The organism is Bacillus sp. V5-8f, assembly GCF_002863565.1.
GTDB lineage: Bacteria > Bacillota > Bacilli > Bacillales > DSM-1321 > Peribacillus.
This window is the reverse complement of record NZ_PGUW01000022.1, coordinates 47,560-66,003: the sequence shown is the minus strand read 5'-3', so window position 1 is coordinate 66,003 and position 18,444 is coordinate 47,560. Positions and strand designations below refer to the sequence as shown.

General features: G+C 41.6%; 14 protein-coding genes and 2 pseudogenes. 11 read left to right on the top strand and 5 right to left on the bottom strand.

Translation table 11 applies throughout. From position 1 onward, the window contains the following. Positions 1-185: 185 nt before the first annotated feature. Both CUU64_RS18590 and CUU64_RS18585 read left to right on the top strand, forming a co-directional pair. Positions 186-527: pseudogene (locus CUU64_RS18590) on the top strand (tyrosine-type recombinase/integrase); the annotation flags it as partial. A 27-nt stretch (positions 528-554) separates the two neighbouring features. Next, complete coding sequence (locus CUU64_RS18585) at positions 555-1,361, top strand: hypothetical protein (RefSeq protein WP_101635169.1); 807 nt, start codon at positions 555-557, stop codon at positions 1,359-1,361. 94 nt (positions 1,362-1,455) lie between these two features. Here CUU64_RS18585 and CUU64_RS18580 read toward each other — a convergent pair whose 3' ends face one another. Beyond that, positions 1,456-2,430, bottom strand: a complete 975-nt coding sequence (locus CUU64_RS18580) for a tyrosine-type recombinase/integrase (protein ID WP_257985595.1) — start codon at positions 2,428-2,430, stop codon at positions 1,456-1,458. Positions 2,431-2,932: 502 nt separating this feature from the next. On the opposite strand from CUU64_RS18580, the gene CUU64_RS18575 reads away from it, so the two are divergent. The 5 genes from CUU64_RS18575 to selB all read left to right on the top strand — a co-directional run bounded on the left by CUU64_RS18575 (position 2,933) and on the right by selB (position 10,648). Next, complete coding sequence (locus tag CUU64_RS18575; RefSeq protein ID WP_101635168.1) at positions 2,933-3,361, top strand: DUF2621 domain-containing protein; 429 nt, start codon at positions 2,933-2,935, stop codon at positions 3,359-3,361. A 131-nt stretch (positions 3,362-3,492) separates the two neighbouring features. Continuing rightward, positions 3,493-4,638, top strand: a complete 1,146-nt coding sequence (locus tag CUU64_RS18570; RefSeq protein ID WP_101635167.1) for an exonuclease SbcCD subunit D — start codon at positions 3,493-3,495, stop codon at positions 4,636-4,638. After that, entirely contained in the window at positions 4,635-7,772 is a 3,138-nt protein-coding gene (locus CUU64_RS18565) for an AAA family ATPase (RefSeq protein WP_101635166.1), read from the top strand. The genes CUU64_RS18570 and CUU64_RS18565 overlap by 4 nt, the downstream gene beginning before the upstream one ends. 144 nt (positions 7,773-7,916) lie before the next feature. Beyond that, complete coding sequence (gene coaW / locus CUU64_RS18560) at positions 7,917-8,726, top strand: type II pantothenate kinase (RefSeq protein WP_101635165.1); 810 nt, start codon at positions 7,917-7,919, stop codon at positions 8,724-8,726. A gap of 44 nt (positions 8,727-8,770) precedes the next feature. After that, the gene (selB, locus tag CUU64_RS18555) at positions 8,771-10,648 is read left to right on the top strand and encodes a selenocysteine-specific translation elongation factor (RefSeq protein WP_101635164.1); all 1,878 of its coding nucleotides are present in this window, start codon (positions 8,771-8,773) and stop codon (positions 10,646-10,648) included. A 41-nt stretch (positions 10,649-10,689) separates the two neighbouring features. On the opposite strand, the gene selD is transcribed toward selB, so the two are convergent. Beyond that, positions 10,690-11,742 carry a selenide, water dikinase SelD gene (selD, locus tag CUU64_RS18550; RefSeq protein WP_101635163.1) on the bottom strand — a complete coding sequence of 351 codons (1,053 nt, stop codon included), beginning with the start codon at positions 11,740-11,742 and terminating at the stop codon, positions 10,690-10,692. A gap of 176 nt (positions 11,743-11,918) precedes the next feature. Here selD and CUU64_RS18545 point away from each other — a divergent pair. Beyond that, positions 11,919-12,107, top strand: a pseudogene (locus CUU64_RS18545) (SelT/SelW/SelH family protein); the annotation flags it as partial. Positions 12,108-12,230: 123 nt separating this feature from the next. Here CUU64_RS18545 and CUU64_RS18540 read toward each other — a convergent pair. Further along, positions 12,231-12,638: an Hsp20/alpha crystallin family protein gene (locus CUU64_RS18540; protein WP_101635161.1), complete on the bottom strand. Its 408-nt coding sequence runs from the start codon at positions 12,636-12,638 to the stop codon at positions 12,231-12,233. 100 nt (positions 12,639-12,738) lie between these two features. On the opposite strand from CUU64_RS18540, the gene selA reads away from it, so the two are divergent. After that, complete coding sequence (gene selA / locus CUU64_RS18535; RefSeq protein WP_257985594.1) at positions 12,739-14,151, top strand: L-seryl-tRNA(Sec) selenium transferase; 1,413 nt, start codon at positions 12,739-12,741, stop codon at positions 14,149-14,151. Positions 14,152-14,368: 217 nt separating this feature from the next. Here selA and CUU64_RS18530 read toward each other — a convergent pair whose 3' ends face one another. Further along, on the bottom strand, positions 14,369-14,512 hold the full coding sequence (locus CUU64_RS18530) for a small acid-soluble spore protein P (protein ID WP_101635159.1): 144 nt from the start codon (positions 14,510-14,512) through the stop codon (positions 14,369-14,371). 309 nt (positions 14,513-14,821) lie between these two features. Here CUU64_RS18530 and CUU64_RS22195 point away from each other — a divergent pair, with 309 nt between their 5' ends. Then, complete coding sequence (locus CUU64_RS22195) at positions 14,822-14,959, top strand: hypothetical protein (RefSeq protein WP_180954672.1); 138 nt, start codon at positions 14,822-14,824, stop codon at positions 14,957-14,959. 183 nt (positions 14,960-15,142) lie between these two features. On the opposite strand, the gene sspO is transcribed toward CUU64_RS22195, so the two are convergent. After that, complete coding sequence (gene sspO / locus CUU64_RS18525; RefSeq protein WP_101635158.1) at positions 15,143-15,280, bottom strand: small acid-soluble spore protein O; 138 nt, start codon at positions 15,278-15,280, stop codon at positions 15,143-15,145. Between the two features lie 421 nt (positions 15,281-15,701). Between sspO and acnA the strand changes: the two genes are divergently transcribed. Then, on the top strand, positions 15,702-18,422 hold the full coding sequence (acnA, locus tag CUU64_RS18520) for an aconitate hydratase AcnA (protein WP_101635157.1): 2,721 nt from the start codon (positions 15,702-15,704) through the stop codon (positions 18,420-18,422). Positions 18,423-18,444: the final 22 nt, after the last annotated feature.

Below are 18,444 nucleotides of genomic sequence, written 5' to 3'. Positions count from 1 at the left end.
ATAAATAAATGTCGGATTCTAGTTTCTGCTTCTAATAAAATTGATAGAGTAAACTAACTCTTCTTTTAATCTATATACCGACTAAAATGGAATAACCATGAGTGCTCTGTGCTCTGTCTAAGCAACTTTATATATGTACTGATAAATTGCACTGTGAAGTGTAAACTTCTAAGACGTTCAAAAGAAAAATACCTCTGAATGCTGAATTATTACGAGCAATTAATCAGTATCTTGAAGTGAGACCTTCTGCTTCTAGCGATAGGCTGCTTATTGGACAAAGAGGTGAATTTACTCGGATTGCTATAAATAAGTTATTAGAGAAGTATAGTAAACAAATGCTCCTTGAATATACTGTGACTCCACATATGGCACGCCACACAGCTTTTACAATGATGATTAAGAATGGAACTGATATAAAAACAGTACAACAGATTGCAGGGCATTCAAGTGCACATGTTACTTACAAGTTTTATATTGCAAGTACAGCGGAGGATACACAAAATGCAGTTAATAACCTTCCAATTTAAACAACAAGTAAGGTGAAATTTTTAATAATGAGAAGACGATTAAATAGAAACAGAATTAGAAATAGAATTGAAAGAAATTTAAGTAATGAAAATATAGTCAAATCTCAGGAGAAAAAATGGTTAGGATTTGATAGATTTTTTTCAATCATCGCAATAATAATATCAGTATTGACATTGGTATGGACTATTTATCAAGATTTTAATAAAAACAAAGAAGAGATTATTATTAACTCATTTACGCCAGAAAACAATACTAAACTCTCGTTTGAAAATTTTGCTTTAGGAAAGCTTATTACATTAGATTATGGCATTCTTATTTCAAATACCGGTGAAAATACAATTTCTTTAGTTGATTACAAATTGAAACAAACTGCTGAAGGTGCACCTAATAGAGATAATTTTTATCCATTAGACTATAGTGGATTAAGCCAAGGATTTAATGAAAAAAATGGAAAAGCTACTGATATGCCATTTATCATTAAATCTGGAGAAAGTAAATTAGTGTTTATTAAGACAGGGATAATCGTTCACAAAAGAATTTATGAAAAAATAAATAGTGTACATAAACAAGAAACTGGAAAGGATTTATCCTCCGTACAAAATCTTACTTATAGTGATTTGAAATATTATGAAGTAAAGGCGGGTACAGATATTTACGGTAATCACGTTAGTGGACAGGTTTTTCAGGAATCTTCAGGAGAAAAGAGTTTTACATCAATAACAGATATAACAGATAAAGATTATTTTCAACCCACTTTTTCTTTGACTTTTAAATCTGCAAAAGGGAACTATTTTGTTCATCTTTATAATGAGTTTAAACCGAATAATTTTTAACAAGTTTCTAGATAGAAAAGGGTATGTTTTCAAAAGGATAACGGAATTGAAAAATAATTAAAGGCGGGGTAACACATCACCCGCCTTTTAAAAACTATTTATTAAATATCGAGTTAATTGGTGAAAATGCTTCATGTTGACTTTTTACATCTGAGTTACTCATCTGAACATAACGGCGTGTCATTGTCATATCTTTATGCCCTAATATTTTTTGCAAACTAAACGGGTCACCACCGTTCATTAAATATAATAATGCACCAGTATGTCTGAACACATGAGGGCTAACTTGTTTTGTAATGCCAGCTTTATGAGCATAATCCTTAAAGCGTTTTCTAACAGTGTTGTCACTTATAGGTGAGCCATCATACGTAACAAATAGTGTAGTCGTGTTATATTCAGCAGTTTCATCGATGTATTCGGATAACATTTTTGTTGTTTTATAACTTAAAGGCACTGTTCGCCCTTGCCTTGTTTTGACGGTATCTGCTCCAAGGTATATTGCACCATGCTTTAAATCTACGTTGTTTCGTGTAGCTTTAACCAATTCACCAATGCGTGCCATGCTATCTAACATCACAAGCAACAAAACTTTATCACGAAATCCAGTATACCAATCCTCATCAATCACCGAAAAAATTTGTTTTAATTCCATTGGTGTAAGGGATTCAACGTTATCTATTGGTGCTTTAACGGTTTTAATCTTTTTATGTAGTTGGTCTACAATGAAACCTTCTTCATAGCAATACTTTAAAAAAGAGTGCAACGTTCGTACCCTGACGTTAACTGTATGGGGACTAAATCCTCTTTCGTTTAGCATGTAATCCTTATAGTCTAAAAATACCTCAGCGGTCATTTCACTTTTATTTAAGTCACCGCCAATATAGTCGCAAAGATAGCCAAAATGATTTTCATAGTCATCCAGTGTGCGGGGTGCTAATCCTTCAACCCGCTTAAAGCGCATAAACTGCAAGTGCATTTCCTTTAATGTCATTCGACCAACAGCGCTAGTAACAGCTACACGGCGTTCACTTTGCTTAGTTGTCCCATTTCTTCGTAGTTTTCGTGCCATATAAAAAACCTCCTAAACGTAAAAGTAGTATCCTTGCAAACTACTAATGTGATACGTCAAAGAGGTAGTTAAGTGTTTATGTTAATGTATACACGCCTGCGTATTCAAATAAACGGTTGCACACGTATTACCCCTGAAATGGTAAAAATACGTGTGAAGAAATCGTTGATTGATACGAAGAATATACTGTGTAGCAAGGCTCCCAATCGTATTTTAATACGAATTTTTATGGAGCGGTTTTGAAGACCGAGGGGCGCACCAGCTACCCTTCCGACCCCGTATGTTTCAAAGACTTTTCTTATTATATAGATGCTATCGAGAAATAGCAACAGAAGAGCTCAGTTTTTAGAGATAATGTAAATATGGGCCATATATAAATGGAGAATGCAGTCAGGTGCCTTATCAAGTTAAAACTTATATTTCCCCAATCTATAATTCTCTTGAATTGGAAAAATATGATGTCTATAATATTAGTATCTATTAACTTTATGGAGTGAACGCCATGCTGAGCGGCTGGTTTTTGTGGTTTATCCTTTTTTGGATTGTGGTCTTGATTTCCTTGTTTGCGATTGGCGGTTTTTTCATGTTCCGGAAGTTTTTAAAGCGGCTGCCTAAGGAAGATGGGAAGTCGGATATGGATTGGGAGGAATATTATGTTGGCCAGACGAAGCATCTTTGGCCGGCTGAATTAAAAGAGCTTCTTGAAGATTTAGTAAGCCCGGTCCCTGAATTGTTTAGGGATGTCGCCCGCCAGAAGATTGCCGGAAAAATCGGGGAATTGGCTGTGAAGGAAAGGGTTCCTTCAATCACTGAGGATTTAGTGATCAGGGGATATATTCTGGCAACTCCAAAGCGTGACCATAAATTTCTGCGGAAAAAGCTGATGGAAAGACAAGTGAATATGACTCCGTATGAACATCTTTTTAGTTAATATAAACGAACGGATGAGGCAGATGAAATAATGATCTGTCTTTTTTTGTTACAAATATTGGAACGTATGTACGTAATCTCGTAAATCTTGCTATAATACAAATTAACGATAAAAGTACGGGAGTGATAGAAATGAAATTTATCCATACGGCTGATTGGCATTTAGGAAAAATCGTCCATGGGGTACATATGACAGAGGACCAAAGGGATTCCCTCTATCAGTTTGTTGATATTGTAGAAGAAGAAAAGCCGGATGCGGTTGTGATTGCGGGGGATTTATATGACCGTTCCGTGCCGCCGACTGAAGCGGTAGAGCTGCTAGATGAAATTTTGTACACGATCAATGTGAAGATGAAGACTCCAATTGTAGCGATTTCTGGGAATCATGACAGTGCCGAACGGTTATCCTTCGGTTCCTCATGGTATCGCCATAGCCAGCTTTATATTCAGGGCAGATTGTCAGAAAGCTTTCAGCCGGTCCGGATAAATGGCATTAATTTTTATTTGGTTCCTTATGCTGAGCCAGGAGTCGTCCGCCAGCTTCTTGATGATGACAGCATCCATTCCCACCAGGATGCGATGAAGGCAGTGGCCGGGAAAATTGAAGAAAGCTTAAATCCGAATGAACCGAACGTATTTGTAGGCCATGCATTTGTTCTTGGTGGCCAGACTTCTGATTCCGAAAGAGCCCTTTCTGTTGGTGGGTCAGGTTGTGTCTCCAGCGATTGTTTCGATGCTTTTAGCTACACGGCCCTTGGGCATTTACACAGTCCTGATGCGATTAAGAACCCTAAAGTCTTTTATTCGGGTTCTCTAATGAAATATTCCTTTTCAGAATCCCAACAAAAGAAATCGATATCTATTGTGAATATGCAGAATGATGGGAGTTTTGATGTTACATACCGCTCTCTCTCCCCGAAATTGGATATGCGGGAACTGCAAGGGTCTATGGAAGAACTTTTAGATCCGGCATTCTATCAGTTGCAAAATGTAGAGGATTATTTGAAAATCACGTTACTTGATGAAGGCTCGCTAATTGATCCAATCAACCGCCTAAGGCAAGTTTATCCAAATGTGCTGCATCTGGAGCGGAAGTGGGATTTAATTGATATGAAACGGAAGCAATCCTTTTCGTCAGTAAAGGATGAAAAGAAATCCGAGCTGGATCTTTTTGAAATGTTTTATAACGAAATGACTGAAAGGGATTTTGATAATCATAAACGGGAGACCATGGTTTCTGTTATTGAAGCTGTGAAAAAGGAGGAAGCGGAGAAATGAGACCTCTTACGTTAACGATGCAAGCGTTCGGTCCCTATGCGGGCAGGGAGACAATCGATTTTACTGCTTTAGGAAACAGGACGATGTTTGTGATTTCTGGAAAAACCGGATCCGGTAAGACCACGATATTCGATGGCATCAGTTTTGCCATTTACGGTAAAGCCAGCGGGGAAGACCGAAACGGCCAGGAATTAAGAAGCCAATTTGCCGTGGATGATCTATCAACAGAAGTGGAACTTTTATTTTCATTGCGCGGGAAGACGTATGCAATTTCGCGGGCCCCGCAGCAAGATCGGAAGAAAAAGACCGGGGAAGGGTTTGTGACGGTAACCTCAAAGGCGGAATTATATGAAATCGATGCCTCAGGCGAAAAGAAGCTGCTTGGATCCAATGTGCGCGAAGTGGATGAAAAAATTAAAAGCATTATGCAGATCGATGCCAACCAATTTAGACAAATCTTAATGATCCCCCAGGGTGAATTCAGAAAACTTCTGACTTCAGACAGCAAAGAAAAGGAGCAAATCCTGCAAAAGCTGTTCCATACGGAGTTGTATAAACGAATTGAAGAAAAATTGAAGGAACAAGCAACAGAGCTTCGAAAGCTAAGCGAAAAAAGCATGGCAGACCGAATTGCTCTTATGAAAGAAATAAAGCCAGGGGAAAATGAGGAACTAAAAGCTGAATTGCTAGTCGATGAGCCGAGTGAGCAGCGTGTTCTTCCGTTGCTTTCTGCAGAAATCACGAAAACCGATGAAAAAATCAATGTGTTGTCCGTGGATTTGCGAAAAAAACAGGAAGCAAGGGACCGTGTCCAGGCTGAAATCACAAAAGCTGAAGAATTATTAAAACGGTTTGCTGAAAGGGAAAGACTGCAGCAAGAGAAGGAAGAGCTTGAAAAGAAGCAAACGGTTATCGAGCAATATAAAGAGCAAATTTCCCTTGCCCAGAAAGCATCTGTCCTCGAAAAGCAGGAGCAATTATACTTAAGGGTCGGCAAGCAAGTAAAATTGGCAACGGAAGAACTGGAAGGACTGGAGAAGCAATCGGTTGCCCTGTCTGAAGAAAAGTCACAGAATGAAAAAATTTATGAAGCCGAAGCAGCCAAGGCCCCTGAGCGGGACCAGGCACTTGCGGAAGTCCACCGCCTGCAGCAGCTTGAGGAAAGTGTTCAGGCATTTTCGAAGTTGAACGAAAACACACAGACCGCAGAAAAACAATGGAAAGAAAGTACCCAAAAAAGAGAGCGGACTGAAAACAATCTTTTGAAAATGGAAAAGGACATAGAAAAGCTGCTTGAAGAAAAAAATGCCGGCGAGACTGCGGGCATGGAATATGTAGCTAAAGAGCGAGAATGGGAAAAGAACCAGGACGTCTTAAAAAAGTTGGGTAAACTTAAGGCTTCCTATCAGGAATTGGCCGAACGTAAGGCCGTTCTAAAGGAAAAGCAGAAATCTCTCCAAGCGGCGAATCAATCATTAGCATCTGAAAAAGAAAGGAAGGAACAGCTGGAAATGTCTTGGCGACAAAGCCAGGCAAGCTTTTTGGCTTCATCACTGGAGCATGGGCAAGCGTGTCCTGTGTGCGGCTCCACCGAGCATCCTCTTCCTGCCCATTCTGCAGATGATATGCCTAGTGAGGAGGATCTGAATCAGCAAAGTGCCAATCTAGACAAGGCTGAAAAAGAACAAAGAAATGCTGAGGCCCAATTTTTTCAGGCGGAATCCCAATATGAATCTGGCAACCAATCATATTTGGAACAAAAGCAGGAGCTTGATGATATTTTAGATGTCTTCGATATATCGTTAATTAGTGATTATGAATCAAAGCATGCTGCACTTCGAAGTAAGCTTGAACAGGAGCTATCAGCGCTTAACGCCAAAAGGGCTTCTGTTGTTAAAATCAATGAACAGCTCAACAATCTGAAGACGACGTCGGCAGAAGCAAAGTCGATGTTGGAAAATCTGAAGAAGGAAGAAGAAGCAGCGAAAAACAGTTTCCTGGAGCAGAGTATAAAGCTCGCAGGTTTAAAGGAATCATTGCCTGAAGAAATTCGGACAATGGAAGCCTATAACCTTGTTTTAAATAAAGCGAAAAAGAACCACCAGAACCTCCAGAATGCTTTTGATGAAGCAGGTGCAAGACTTCAAAAGTTAAAGGAAAAAGAGTCAGGTATCCTGGCGAAAAAAGAGTCAACTGCCGAACAACTCGAAAAGCTGAAGGTTGAACTAGATAAAGAGCGCAAAAGTTTTAAGGATGAAATGACCAAGCTTGGATTTGAATCATATGGTGCCTATACATCCGCGAAAAAAGCCGAGCCTGAAATAAAGTCGCTTCAGGAAGCCGTTCAGGAATTTGAACAGAGATTCCATCGGATCACCGGCCTTTTCCATGATATCGAGCTAAAGTTAAAGGGCATTGAAAAGCCGGATCTGGAAGGGCTTCAAAAAACATTCCAGCTGATTGATGGGGAATTGGAAGGTGTGAGAAGCCTTCAAAACCAGCTGATGACAGCGAAAGGGAAAAACGAGGAAATCATCGGCAAAATAAATGCCATCATCAAGGAACAAAAGTCAATTGATGAAAAATATTCATTAATCGGACATCTGCATGAAATCTCAAAAGGGCAGAATCCATACAAAATTACGTTCGAAAGATACGTATTAGCTGCATTCCTCGATGATATTTTACAGGTAGCCAATACAAGGCTGCTTAAAATGACAAGCGGTCGTTTCCAGCTGTTGCGAAAGGTCGATCCGACCAGGAAAAATGTCCAGAGTGGGCTCGAATTGTCGGTGTTTGACCAATATACCGGGATGGAACGGCATGTTAAGACTCTTTCTGGTGGAGAAAGCTTTAAAGCAGCGCTTTCTCTCGCGTTGGGACTGGCTGATGTTGTGCAGGAATATGCGGGGGGCATTTCGCTTGAAACGATGTTTATTGATGAAGGATTCGGAACGCTCGACCCAGAATCGCTTGATAATGCAATAGAAGCCTTGATGGATATTCAAAGCAGTGGCAGGCTTGTGGGAATCATCTCTCACGTACCTGAATTAAAGGAACGGATTGATGCGCGTCTTGAGGTTCATTCGACACAGCAAGGCAGCTCGACGCAATTTCAGTTTTATGGAGCATAACTTAACCCGATCATGCCATGCATATGAAAAGGTGTCAGTGCTATAATGGCAATAAACTTTATGTATGTCAGGAACAGACCAACTTGGATTAACTAGCACGTACCCTGCATGGTTTAAACCCAAATAGTGAGATGAGGGATAGCGATGTCAGTGAAAAAAATCGGAATTGACGCAGGTGGTTCTCTCCTAAAAATGGCTTATTTTGAAGAAGAAAAGCTTCATGTAAGAACTCATTCCTACCAAGACACGACTTCTTTGATCCAGTGGCTGATGATGATCGCTCCAAATGCCGAAATACTCATTACTGGTGGGAAAAGCAGGCTGATCCGGGAGAAGCTTGTAACACTGGCAAAAGAAATTGATGAATTTGAAGCAACCCCTGCTGGTGCCGCGTATCTATTCAAACAAGAAGCGAAACATTCGCTAAAGCCATCCATCCTTGTTAATATCGGAACTGGTACATCGATTTATTTGCTGAAAGAGGACTCCGCCGATCGGATCGGAGGCACAGGCGTAGGAGGGGGCACACTACTGGGGTTGGGCAAGCTTCTTACAGGTATTCATACTTTTAGGGAAATTGTATCCCTAGCTGACAAGGGGAACCGTTCAGTGATTGACCTTCAGGTGAAGGATATATACGAACCGTTGGAACCCCCAATTCCGGGTCATTTTACTGCAAGCAATTTTGGAAAAGCAGCGGATGGGGATGCAGCAGGTAAAGAAGATTTGTTGGCTGCTTTGACCGGTATGATTGCGGAAACTGTCATGTTGCTGGCTGTGCAGGCTGCTTCTTCACGCCAAATAGAGGATATCGTTTATATTGGAGGGACGGTGGCTGGCAACCAGCCGCTTCAATCATATTTAACCGAGTCTACCCAGGCTTTTGGCTGCCGCCCTATTTTTCTTGATAAAGGTGAATATAGCGGGGCAGTAGGGGCGCTCCTTCAGCAATAATTTCAGAGTATGTTGCCGAAAGTAATTTTATAAAGGATGTTTGTATGAAAAAGCACTTTACCATTGGCATGGCCGGGCATATTGACCATGGAAAAACCTCGTTGACAAAGGCGCTTACCAATGTTGATACAGACCGGCTTAAAGAAGAAAAAGAAAGGCAGATATCGATTGAACTTGGTTTTGCTCCTTTGTATGAAGATGAGGAAATGCAGGTATCGGTCGTTGACGTTCCGGGGCATGAGCGATTTATTCGCCAGATGATTGCCGGAGTAGCAGGGATAGATTTAGTTGTATTAGCGGTAGCAGCAGACGAGGGTGTTATGCCGCAAACAAAGGAGCACCTGGAAATTTTGGGTTTCCTGGGTATCAAAAAGGGCATCGTGGCCATTACAAAGATAGACAAGGTGGAAGAAGATTTTCTCTCTTTAGTAAAGGAAGAAATCGTCCTTGAGCTTGAGGGCAGCGTTTTTGAAAATTCCCCTGTAGTTATGGTGGACAGTTTATCCGGAAAGGGAATTGACGATATAAGACAGCAAGTCCTCAGTGAGTTGGACAGCCTTGAAGCACGAGATACAAAAGGCCCGTTCAGACTGCCTATTGATCAGGTATTCACTGTTAAAGGCCAAGGTACGGTAGTCCGTGGAACGGTTTATGAAGGCTCAGTAAAAGAGGGGCAATCGTTACTCATCCTGCCAAGCCGTCTTGAGACAAAGGCCCGCCAGCTACAGGTTCACCATAAGCCCGCAATTCAGGCGTTTGCCGGGCAAAGGGCAGCGGTGAATCTTTCTGGTATCACCAGGGAAGAAATCGAGCGCGGAGACGTTCTTGTGTCATCGGAACATTTCAACGTATCGAAGTGCCTGGATGTTTCACTCAAGGCTTCGACTGCCCTTGACCATCTCGTTAAACAAAGAACCCCAATTAAATGTTACATTGGGACCTCCGAAGTGATGGGACGAATCGTGTTTTTTGACAGAAACGAAATCGGCCAGGAACAGGAAGAAATTCTTTGCCAGCTGCGGTTGGAAGAAGAAATCGTCACGAAAAGGGGCGACCGGTTTATTTTGCGCCGTCCAAGTCCACAGGAAACGATCGGGGGCGGGTGGGTTATTGATCCACTGGGAAATAAATACCGGTTCGGCTCCAAAACGATCGAAGAGCTGGCTAAGAAAAAAGAAGGAAACCCAAAGGAACGGATCAGTTCAGCGCTAATGGAGGAAAAGGGGCTTTCCATCCAAGATTTGATAAAGCGGACGTCTCTTAATGAATCAGAAATAACGACTGTTTTGGAGGATGAGGAATTTCTTTCTTATAATTCTGGATTTTATACCTCTCAACTTATTGTTCAACATGTCACGGAAGAAATTTATGACAGGCTTCTGGAGTACCAGCAGGAATTTCCAATGAAGCCAGGAAGAAATAAAGCGGAGGCAGTCCAGGCATTACAGGAAATTCACCCGAAAACCTTGCTTGATTTTGTATTGAAACGGGGAGAGGAAGAAGGCACGTGGAAAAGAAACGGCCAATTTGTTTCCACTGCCGATTTTTCCCCGCATGTACCGGCGAATTGGCGCAAACGCGTGGATAACATGCTTAATGCAATAAAAGAAGATGACCTGCAGGTAAAGTATTTGGATAACTATCTTGAGGAAGCGGGAATCCCTGGTTCACTCAGGATGGAATTGACTTATTTTTTAGTGGAGCAAAAACTATTAATACCGCTTGATGGGCAATTCTATGTTTCTACTGAGAGGTTTAATGAAGCCATTTCTAAGCTAAAGAGCCAAACAGCTGATTCGTTTGAAGTGGGGGAAGCCAAGGATATACTTGGCCTTTCAAGGAAGTACATCATTCCTTTCCTGGAAAAGCTGGATAGTGAACAGATTACCCGGCGTGAAGGAAATAACAGAATGTGGGAGTGATAAGAAAAAATCCGTTTGATCAAATCAAACGGATTTTTTTCTTACAATACATTTATAGCTTTTTCCTTTTTTTCCGTGACAGCACCAACAACAGTGGCATGATGCAGGCCGGATTCGTTTAACTTCGTGACATATTCTTTTGCTTCACTTTCCGGGAGGCTTACAAGAAGCCCGCCTGATGTGACGGCATCACAAAGGATGAGGCGTTCCTCTAAAGGCATGTTTTCCGGATAAGTAACATTATCCGCAAGCCAAGAATAGTTGGACTTTGTGCCTCCCGGTATGATTCCATCCTCCGCAAGCTCACGGGTACCATCAAGCATTGGTACTTCCTTGCTGTAAATATCGAAGCTTACCTCGCTACCCCTTGCCATTTCACTAGCATGTCCAAGTAATCCAAATCCTGTAACGTCCGTTACCGCATTTGGATGTAATGGCATCAATAGTTCAGCCGCTGTTTTGTTCAGCATGGCCATTGTTTCAGTAACTGCTTGTTCCTGTTCAGGAGTGACAGCATTGCGCTTAATGCCAGTAGTCAGGATGCCGACTCCGATCGGTTTTGTAAGAACCAGCAAATCTCCTGGTTTTGATCCGACATTCTTCCAAACTTTTTCTGGATGAACGAGGCCAGTTACAGATAACCCGAATTTAGGTTCCTGGTCATCAATAGAATGCCCGCCAACGGTAATGGCACCTGCTTCAGCGACTTTATCCTGGGCACCCTTAAGAATCTCAGCAAGCATTTCCCCGCCAAGCTTTTTAATCGGGTAGCCGACAATATTCATCACCGTCTTCGGTTCACCGCCCATGGCATATACGTCACTTAGTGAGTTTGCAGCAGCAATTTGGCCAAATAGGTATGGATCGTCCACAACAGGAGTGAAATAATCCACTGTCTGGATGAGGGCAATATCTTCAGTAATTTGATAAACTCCTGCATCATCCGCTGTTTCGTTCCCTACCAGTAATTCAGGAACAGTTTTTTGTTTTGGTAAAAGGCGCAAAACTTGCGCCAGGTCCTCTGGACCGATTTTGCAGCCTCAGCCAGCTTTTGTTGACATCGCTGTGAGACGGATTTTTTCTTGGTCAGTCATTAGTTGTTCCACCTCCGTTACGTTAGTATAATTCATTTATTTCGTTATACGCTATAGATAAGCTTTTTCATTGTCTATGAATATTATATGTACTACAATGACAAAGAAAATGGAGGTTGTAAGAAATGACATTTGAAGTAAAAGTCGAATTCTGCATGATGTGAAATTATGCACCAAAAGCTGCGAGTCTCGCAGAAGACCTTTTTACGAACTATCGTGGAAACCTTTCAAAAATGGAATTGATACCTGCCTCTGGAGGCATTTTTGAGGTCACTGTCAATGGAGCGCTTATCTATTCAAAAAAAGATACAGGAAAATTTCCAAAAAACCAGGAGATTATTGACAGTATGGACGCGATGAAGTAAAAAAGGATGGAGGAAGACCATCCTTTTTTACTTGGCGCTATAGAGCTTTCTTATATTCATAAAGAAGAATACAGTGTAAACACACATTTTCCTGTGTCAATGCCTCTGTCTTGATGAATTTTTTTAACAGAAAATGGTCAACCCCTTCCCGGTTGCCATTTTGTCTTCTTCTTTCGATATTTTGATTTCCAATATATTGTTGCTGAAGCTGGCAGTTATATTTTTATTGTTAATTATAAAAGGGAAAGGGATCGTACGTTCTATTGGTTCCAATGATTCCGTACTCTTTTGTGTTAAAAACAAAGCGGTAATGTTTAAATCTTGGTTATTGGGTTGAATCGTAATTCTATTTGGCTGTCTATCATCAAACAAGGCTTCTACAACATATTCCTCATTGCACTCATATATATCCACCCTAAATGTGAGCTGGTCTAGATACCCGGTATTTGGATCAAGAAAGTAGTTTTCCATAAATTGATCAAAGCGGTCATATTCGTCACTTTCTTCCTTATAATGACAATTGTCCGACATTCTAAAACCCTCCATAATGCCTTTGAAATATTCTATGTATTTCCCTAGATAAAGTGAGAATGATATAATGGGAAAATCGCTAATTATTAGGAGGGATAATGTGGTACAGCATTTATTAAGATCAATTCCCCCCGTCCATGAATTACAAAAGCATGATCGATTTAAGGCGTTGACAGTTGATTCTGGTTATGATGAGAGCATGTTGACAGCTATTTTAAAAGAGGTGCTTCAGGAAGTTCGTGAGTTACTAATTCAAGGCCGATGGGAAAAAGCGGAACCTGGAACAGCTGCTTTTTTGGAAGACTTGTTCGACGCCATAAAACTTAGGGCCGGCCAAAAATATTCCTATCGACTGAAAAGGGTGATTAACGCAACAGGCACTGTGATACATACGAACCTGGGCCGTTCTAGATTGAGTGAATCAGCCATAGAGCATGTTGTGAATGTGGCAAGGAATTATTCAAATTTAGAATACAAGCTTCAGGAAGGAGAAAGGGGATCACGGCATTCCCATATAGAAAGCTGGATCACTCAAATTACAGGTGCAGAAGCTGCCATGGTCGTCAACAACAACGCTGCAGCAGTATTCCTTGTATTAAGAGCCTTGGCTAACAATAAAGAAGTCATCGTATCCCGAGGCCAGCTAGTCGAGATTGGTGGTTCTTTTCGTGTGTCCTCGATTATGGAGGAGAGCGGGGCAAAGCTTGTCGAGGTCGGTACGACGAATAAAACGCATTTGTGGGATTATGAACAAGCTATAACGGAAGAGACTGCAATGTTATTGAAAGTACATACTTCGAACTTTAAAATGGTTGGTTTTACGAAAACGGTAGAAGCGGGGGAACTGATATCCCTTGCAGGAAGACATGAGCACATCTTGTATTATGAAGACCTTGGGAGCGGAGTATTGCTTGACCTCCAAAAAGAAGGCATAGGGGAAGAGCCGTTAGTTCAAGCCATTGTTCGCGAAGGAGCGGACCTTGTCACGTTCAGCGGAGATAAACTGCTTGGTGGACCTCAGGCTGGTATTATTGCCGGTAAAAAGAAGTATATAGATATTCTTAAAAAGCACCAGCTCGCCAGGGTCCTAAGGGTGGATAAAATGACATTGGCTGCTTTAGAGGCAACCTTGGCTGACTATCTAAGAGGACGGACCGCAGCAGATTCTATTCCAACGATAAGGGATATTATTCAAAAAGAAGAAGATCTTCTAAAGAAGGCAGAACATTTTCTACATTTAATAAAAGAATCAGGGGTCTCTTGTTCATATCAAATCGTTAAGGAAATGAGCACGATTGGTGGCGGGACGATGCCAGGGGTTGAAATTCCAACCTATACAGTGGCTGTCCGACATAGCGGCATGTCTGCTAACGAACTGCATCAAAGGCTTCGGTTAGGCACTACGCCTGTCATAACGAGGATTAAGCAGGAAGAGATTTTGTTTGACATGAGAACGGTCACACTAGAGGAAATCGAAGAGATGGTAGAGCAACTACATAAGGTAAATATTTAAAAGCAAAACATACTTTTGGATGATAATTAGGAAAACAGAGGCCCTATGTTTTTCGGCAAACTAAAATGGTCCTGCCTTGACAGAAATCTAACTTTATCCTTGGCCTAAATTTGCGGATTAAATGTTCCAACATGGGTTTTCAATGCAAACTAAAGTTACAAGCATATAATTGTGTAAACAAAGCAGGAAATCCTATTATAGGACTCCTGCTTTTGTTTTACATATCATGGTGGCTGTTGTGCTTTTGACGGCTGTGATTACGGTTTTTCACTTTTTTTGAGCCGGAGAGTGGTTCTGGCTGGCTGAAATGCCGTCCTCTGGCCGCGTTGTAGCGCATGGCTTTCGTACCGTATTTATGCATACAGATACCTCCTGATTAACGTCCTTGTTCTCACGCAGGTGCTTTTACCTGAGAAGAAAAAAAGCAGCAAATCCAGAAAGCTTGAATTCCGTATGAACAATAGACACTGAGCAAGTCCCTAGATGTTTAAAGGGCTTACATTAGTAAGGTGCCATCGTTGTTTGTTATCTATTCACTCTCTTTCAAGCTTTCATTTGCATAATGAAGCCGGAAATGCAGACTCTACGCTTGTACAACACGAACAGGGGAGCTGAGGGATCCTGGCATCCCCTAAAAATCTTGCACAACATGAAAGGGAGCTGAGAGGCCATGCCGTACCCCAAAAATAAACAACAGGCATTTCAGGCTGCACAGGGTAGTGTAAATCAAGCCATGGCCGATTTTTTACTCCTTATTCATGACGATGTAGATTATGCGAGCCGGTTAGAGCATGTGAAACACCGCTAACATTCATAGTATCCCGCCTAATGATTCATTTTAATAGATTATAACCAAATATTTGAACCCGAGGAAGAAAAAAACCGGCCTTTTCAGGACCGGAATTACCGATGAGGGAGTCCTTAAAAGGCCGGAATTGTATTTTTTTGTATGTATTAACGAAAAATATGTGGATTACTGATTCTTTTTGCGCTATTTGTTATTCTGCCTTTGTTCCTCAGTTAGTGGCTCATTGGAGAACTCTTCGTTGTACCCGGCGCCTTTACCCTGTGCTTTTGCAGCGTTCATCCCCGGAATGACATAGTTAGCCTTTCGGTTTCCGTTTGCCATACCCAACACCTCCATATTTAGATTGTGAACAGCAGCAGCGAATTATGCAGTTATATTGAAACATTAATTTTCTGCTGCCCAGAAAGCAGATTAACTTTTTTACAATAACAATTGGTAATAATCCAATGGTTTTTAGTTGTAAACGTTTCCGATAAAATGTATATTTTTCTTGTAGAGTAATAGCTAACGAGAAAATTACATAAGAAAAACTTATAAAATATAATAACTTTCTTGTTATTTACTTATAGCTATTTCTATATTAATATTGAATTGTGAGAAAAGTTAGGATGGGAGAAAATTCAAACTTTTCGACAAAAAGGGTTTATTTATATGTAGTAGACTTGGCTTTGTGAAACCACTTGCCACGTTTTACTTCTTATGTTCAGAATTTTTCTGACAGTTTAATAGGGGGTAGGATTTGATGACGAAAAATGATGTTTATCAAGCGCGTTCTTCCTTTGAAATCAATGGAAAACGCTACAACTACTACAGTCTGGAGGCTTTGCAAAAAGCAGGTGTAGCAAACGTTTCTCGTTTGCCATATTCCATTAAAGTTTTGCTTGAGGCTGTACTCCGCCAGGTCGACGGCAGAGTAATCACAAAAGAGCATGTCGACAATCTTGCTAAATGGGGAACAGACGAACAGAAGGATATCGATGTGCCGTTCAAGCCATCACGCGTTATCCTGCAAGACTTCACAGGGGTTCCTGCGGTAGTGGACCTAGCTTCACTTCGCAATGCAATGGCTGCATTGGGTGGGGATCCTGATGCAATCAATCCTGACATTCCGGTTGACCTGGTTATCGACCACTCTGTTCAAGTTGATAAAGCAGGTACTGCAGATTCACTAGATGTGAACATGGACCTTGAATTCCAGCGTAATACAGAGCGTTATCAATTTTTAAGCTGGGCACAAAAATCGTTTAACAACTACCGTGCGGTTCCGCCTGCAACTGGTATCGTCCACCAGGTAAACCTTGAGTACCTAGCAAACGTTGTGCACGCGGTGGAAACTCCAAACGGCGACCATGAAGTGTTCCCGGATACAGTTTTCGGTACGGATTCCCACACTACAATGATCAATGGTATCGGTGTTCTTGGATGGGGTGTTGGCGGCATTGAAGCTGAAGCAGGTATGCTGGGGCAGCCATCTTATTTCCCGGTTCCGGAAGTAATCGGTGTAAAGCTTACTGGAAAGCTACCTAATGGAACAACTGCAACAGACCTTGCTTTAAAAGTTACTCAAGTTCTGAGAGCAAAAGGCGTTGTAGGTAAATTCGTAGAATTCTTCGGTCCAGGGGTTTCATACCTACCGTTAGCTGACCGTGCAACAATCGCAAACATGGCACCTGAATACGGGGCAACTTGCGGATTCTTCCCTGTTGATTCAGAAGCAATCGCTTACTTGCGTTTGACTGGCCGCGATGAAGAACAAATCCAAATCGTAGAAACATACAGCAGAGAAAACGGTTTGTACTACACAGCTGATAAAGAGGATCCGACTTATACAAGTGTTGTGGAAATCAACCTATCAGAAATCGAACCTAATCTTTCAGGACCAAAGCGCCCGCAAGATTTGATTCCGCTTTCCCAGATGCAAAAATCATTCACGGAAGCAATCGATGCTCCAATGGGCAACCAGGGATTCGGCTTGAAGCCTGAAGAAATCAATAAAGAAGTAACAGTTAAGTTTGCTGATGGCCGTGAAACCAACATGAAAACTGGTGCCATCGCAATTGCGGCAATTACAAGCTGTACAAATACATCTAATCCATACGTAATGCTTGCAGCAGGACTTGTGGCAAAGAAAGCTGTTGAAAAAGGCCTAACTGTACCTGACTATGTAAAAACATCACTTGCACCTGGTTCTAAGGTTGTTAGTGGTTATCTTCGCGATTCAGGACTGCTTCCATACATGGATAAGCTTGGATTTAACCTTGTTGGTTACGGCTGTACAACATGTATCGGTAACTCAGGTCCATTAGAGCCTGAAATCGAAGCAGCAGTAGCTGAAGCGGACCTTCTTGTAACATCTGTCCTATCTGGTAACCGCAACTTTGAAGGACGCATCCATCCGTTGGTGAAAGCTAACTATCTTGCATCACCGCCATTGGTAGTTGCTTATGCTTTGGCTGGAACTGTTGATGTCGACCTTCAAAAGGATCCGCTTGGCAAGGACCAGGACGGGAACGAGGTATTCTTTAACGATATTTGGCCAACTCATGAAGAAGTTTATGAAGTGGTTAAACAAACGGTTACACCAGAATTGTTCCGTAAAGAATATGACACAGTATTCAACAGTAACCAGCGCTGGAACGAAATCCAAACAAGCAATGAGGCGTTATATCAGTTTGATGACCAATCAACTTATATTCAAAACCCTCCATTCTTTGAAGGATTGTCACCAGAACCTGGCGAGGTAACTGCTCTTAGTGGACTTCGCGTAGTAGGTAAATTTGGCGATTCTGTAACAACAGACCATATTTCTCCTGCGGGTGCGATCGGCAAGGAAACTCCAGCTGGCAGATATCTTCGTGAAAATGGCGTAGAGCCTCGCGATTTCAACTCTTATGGCTCCCGCCGTGGTAACCATGAAGTCATGATGCGCGGAACATTTGCAAACATCCGTATCCGTAACCAAGTCGCACCTGGCACAGAAGGCGGCTTCACTACTTACTGGCCAACAGGCGACGTCATGGCAATCTATGATGCATGCATGAAGTATAAAGCTGACGGTACTGGACTTGCTGTTCTTGCCGGAAAAGACTATGGTATGGGTAGCTCCCGTGACTGGGCTGCGAAAGGTACGAACCTTCTTGGAATCAAGACAGTCATTGCAGAAAGCTTTGAGCGTATCCACCGTTCTAACCTTGTGCTGATGGGTGTTCTTCCACTACAATTCAAGCAGGGAGAAAATGCGGAAGTACTTGGATTAACAGGTAAAGAAGCTATTGATGTACAGATTGACGAAAACGTAAAACCACGTGACATCGTAAAGGTAACTGCTACTGATGAAAATGGCGAGAAAAAGGAATTTGAAGTACTTGTCCGTTTTGACAGTGAAGTAGAAATCGACTACTACCGCCACGGTGGTATCCTTCAAATGGTATTACGTGACAAGCTTAAAACAGTAACTGCATAATAATTTACTTTTCAGAAGAGGC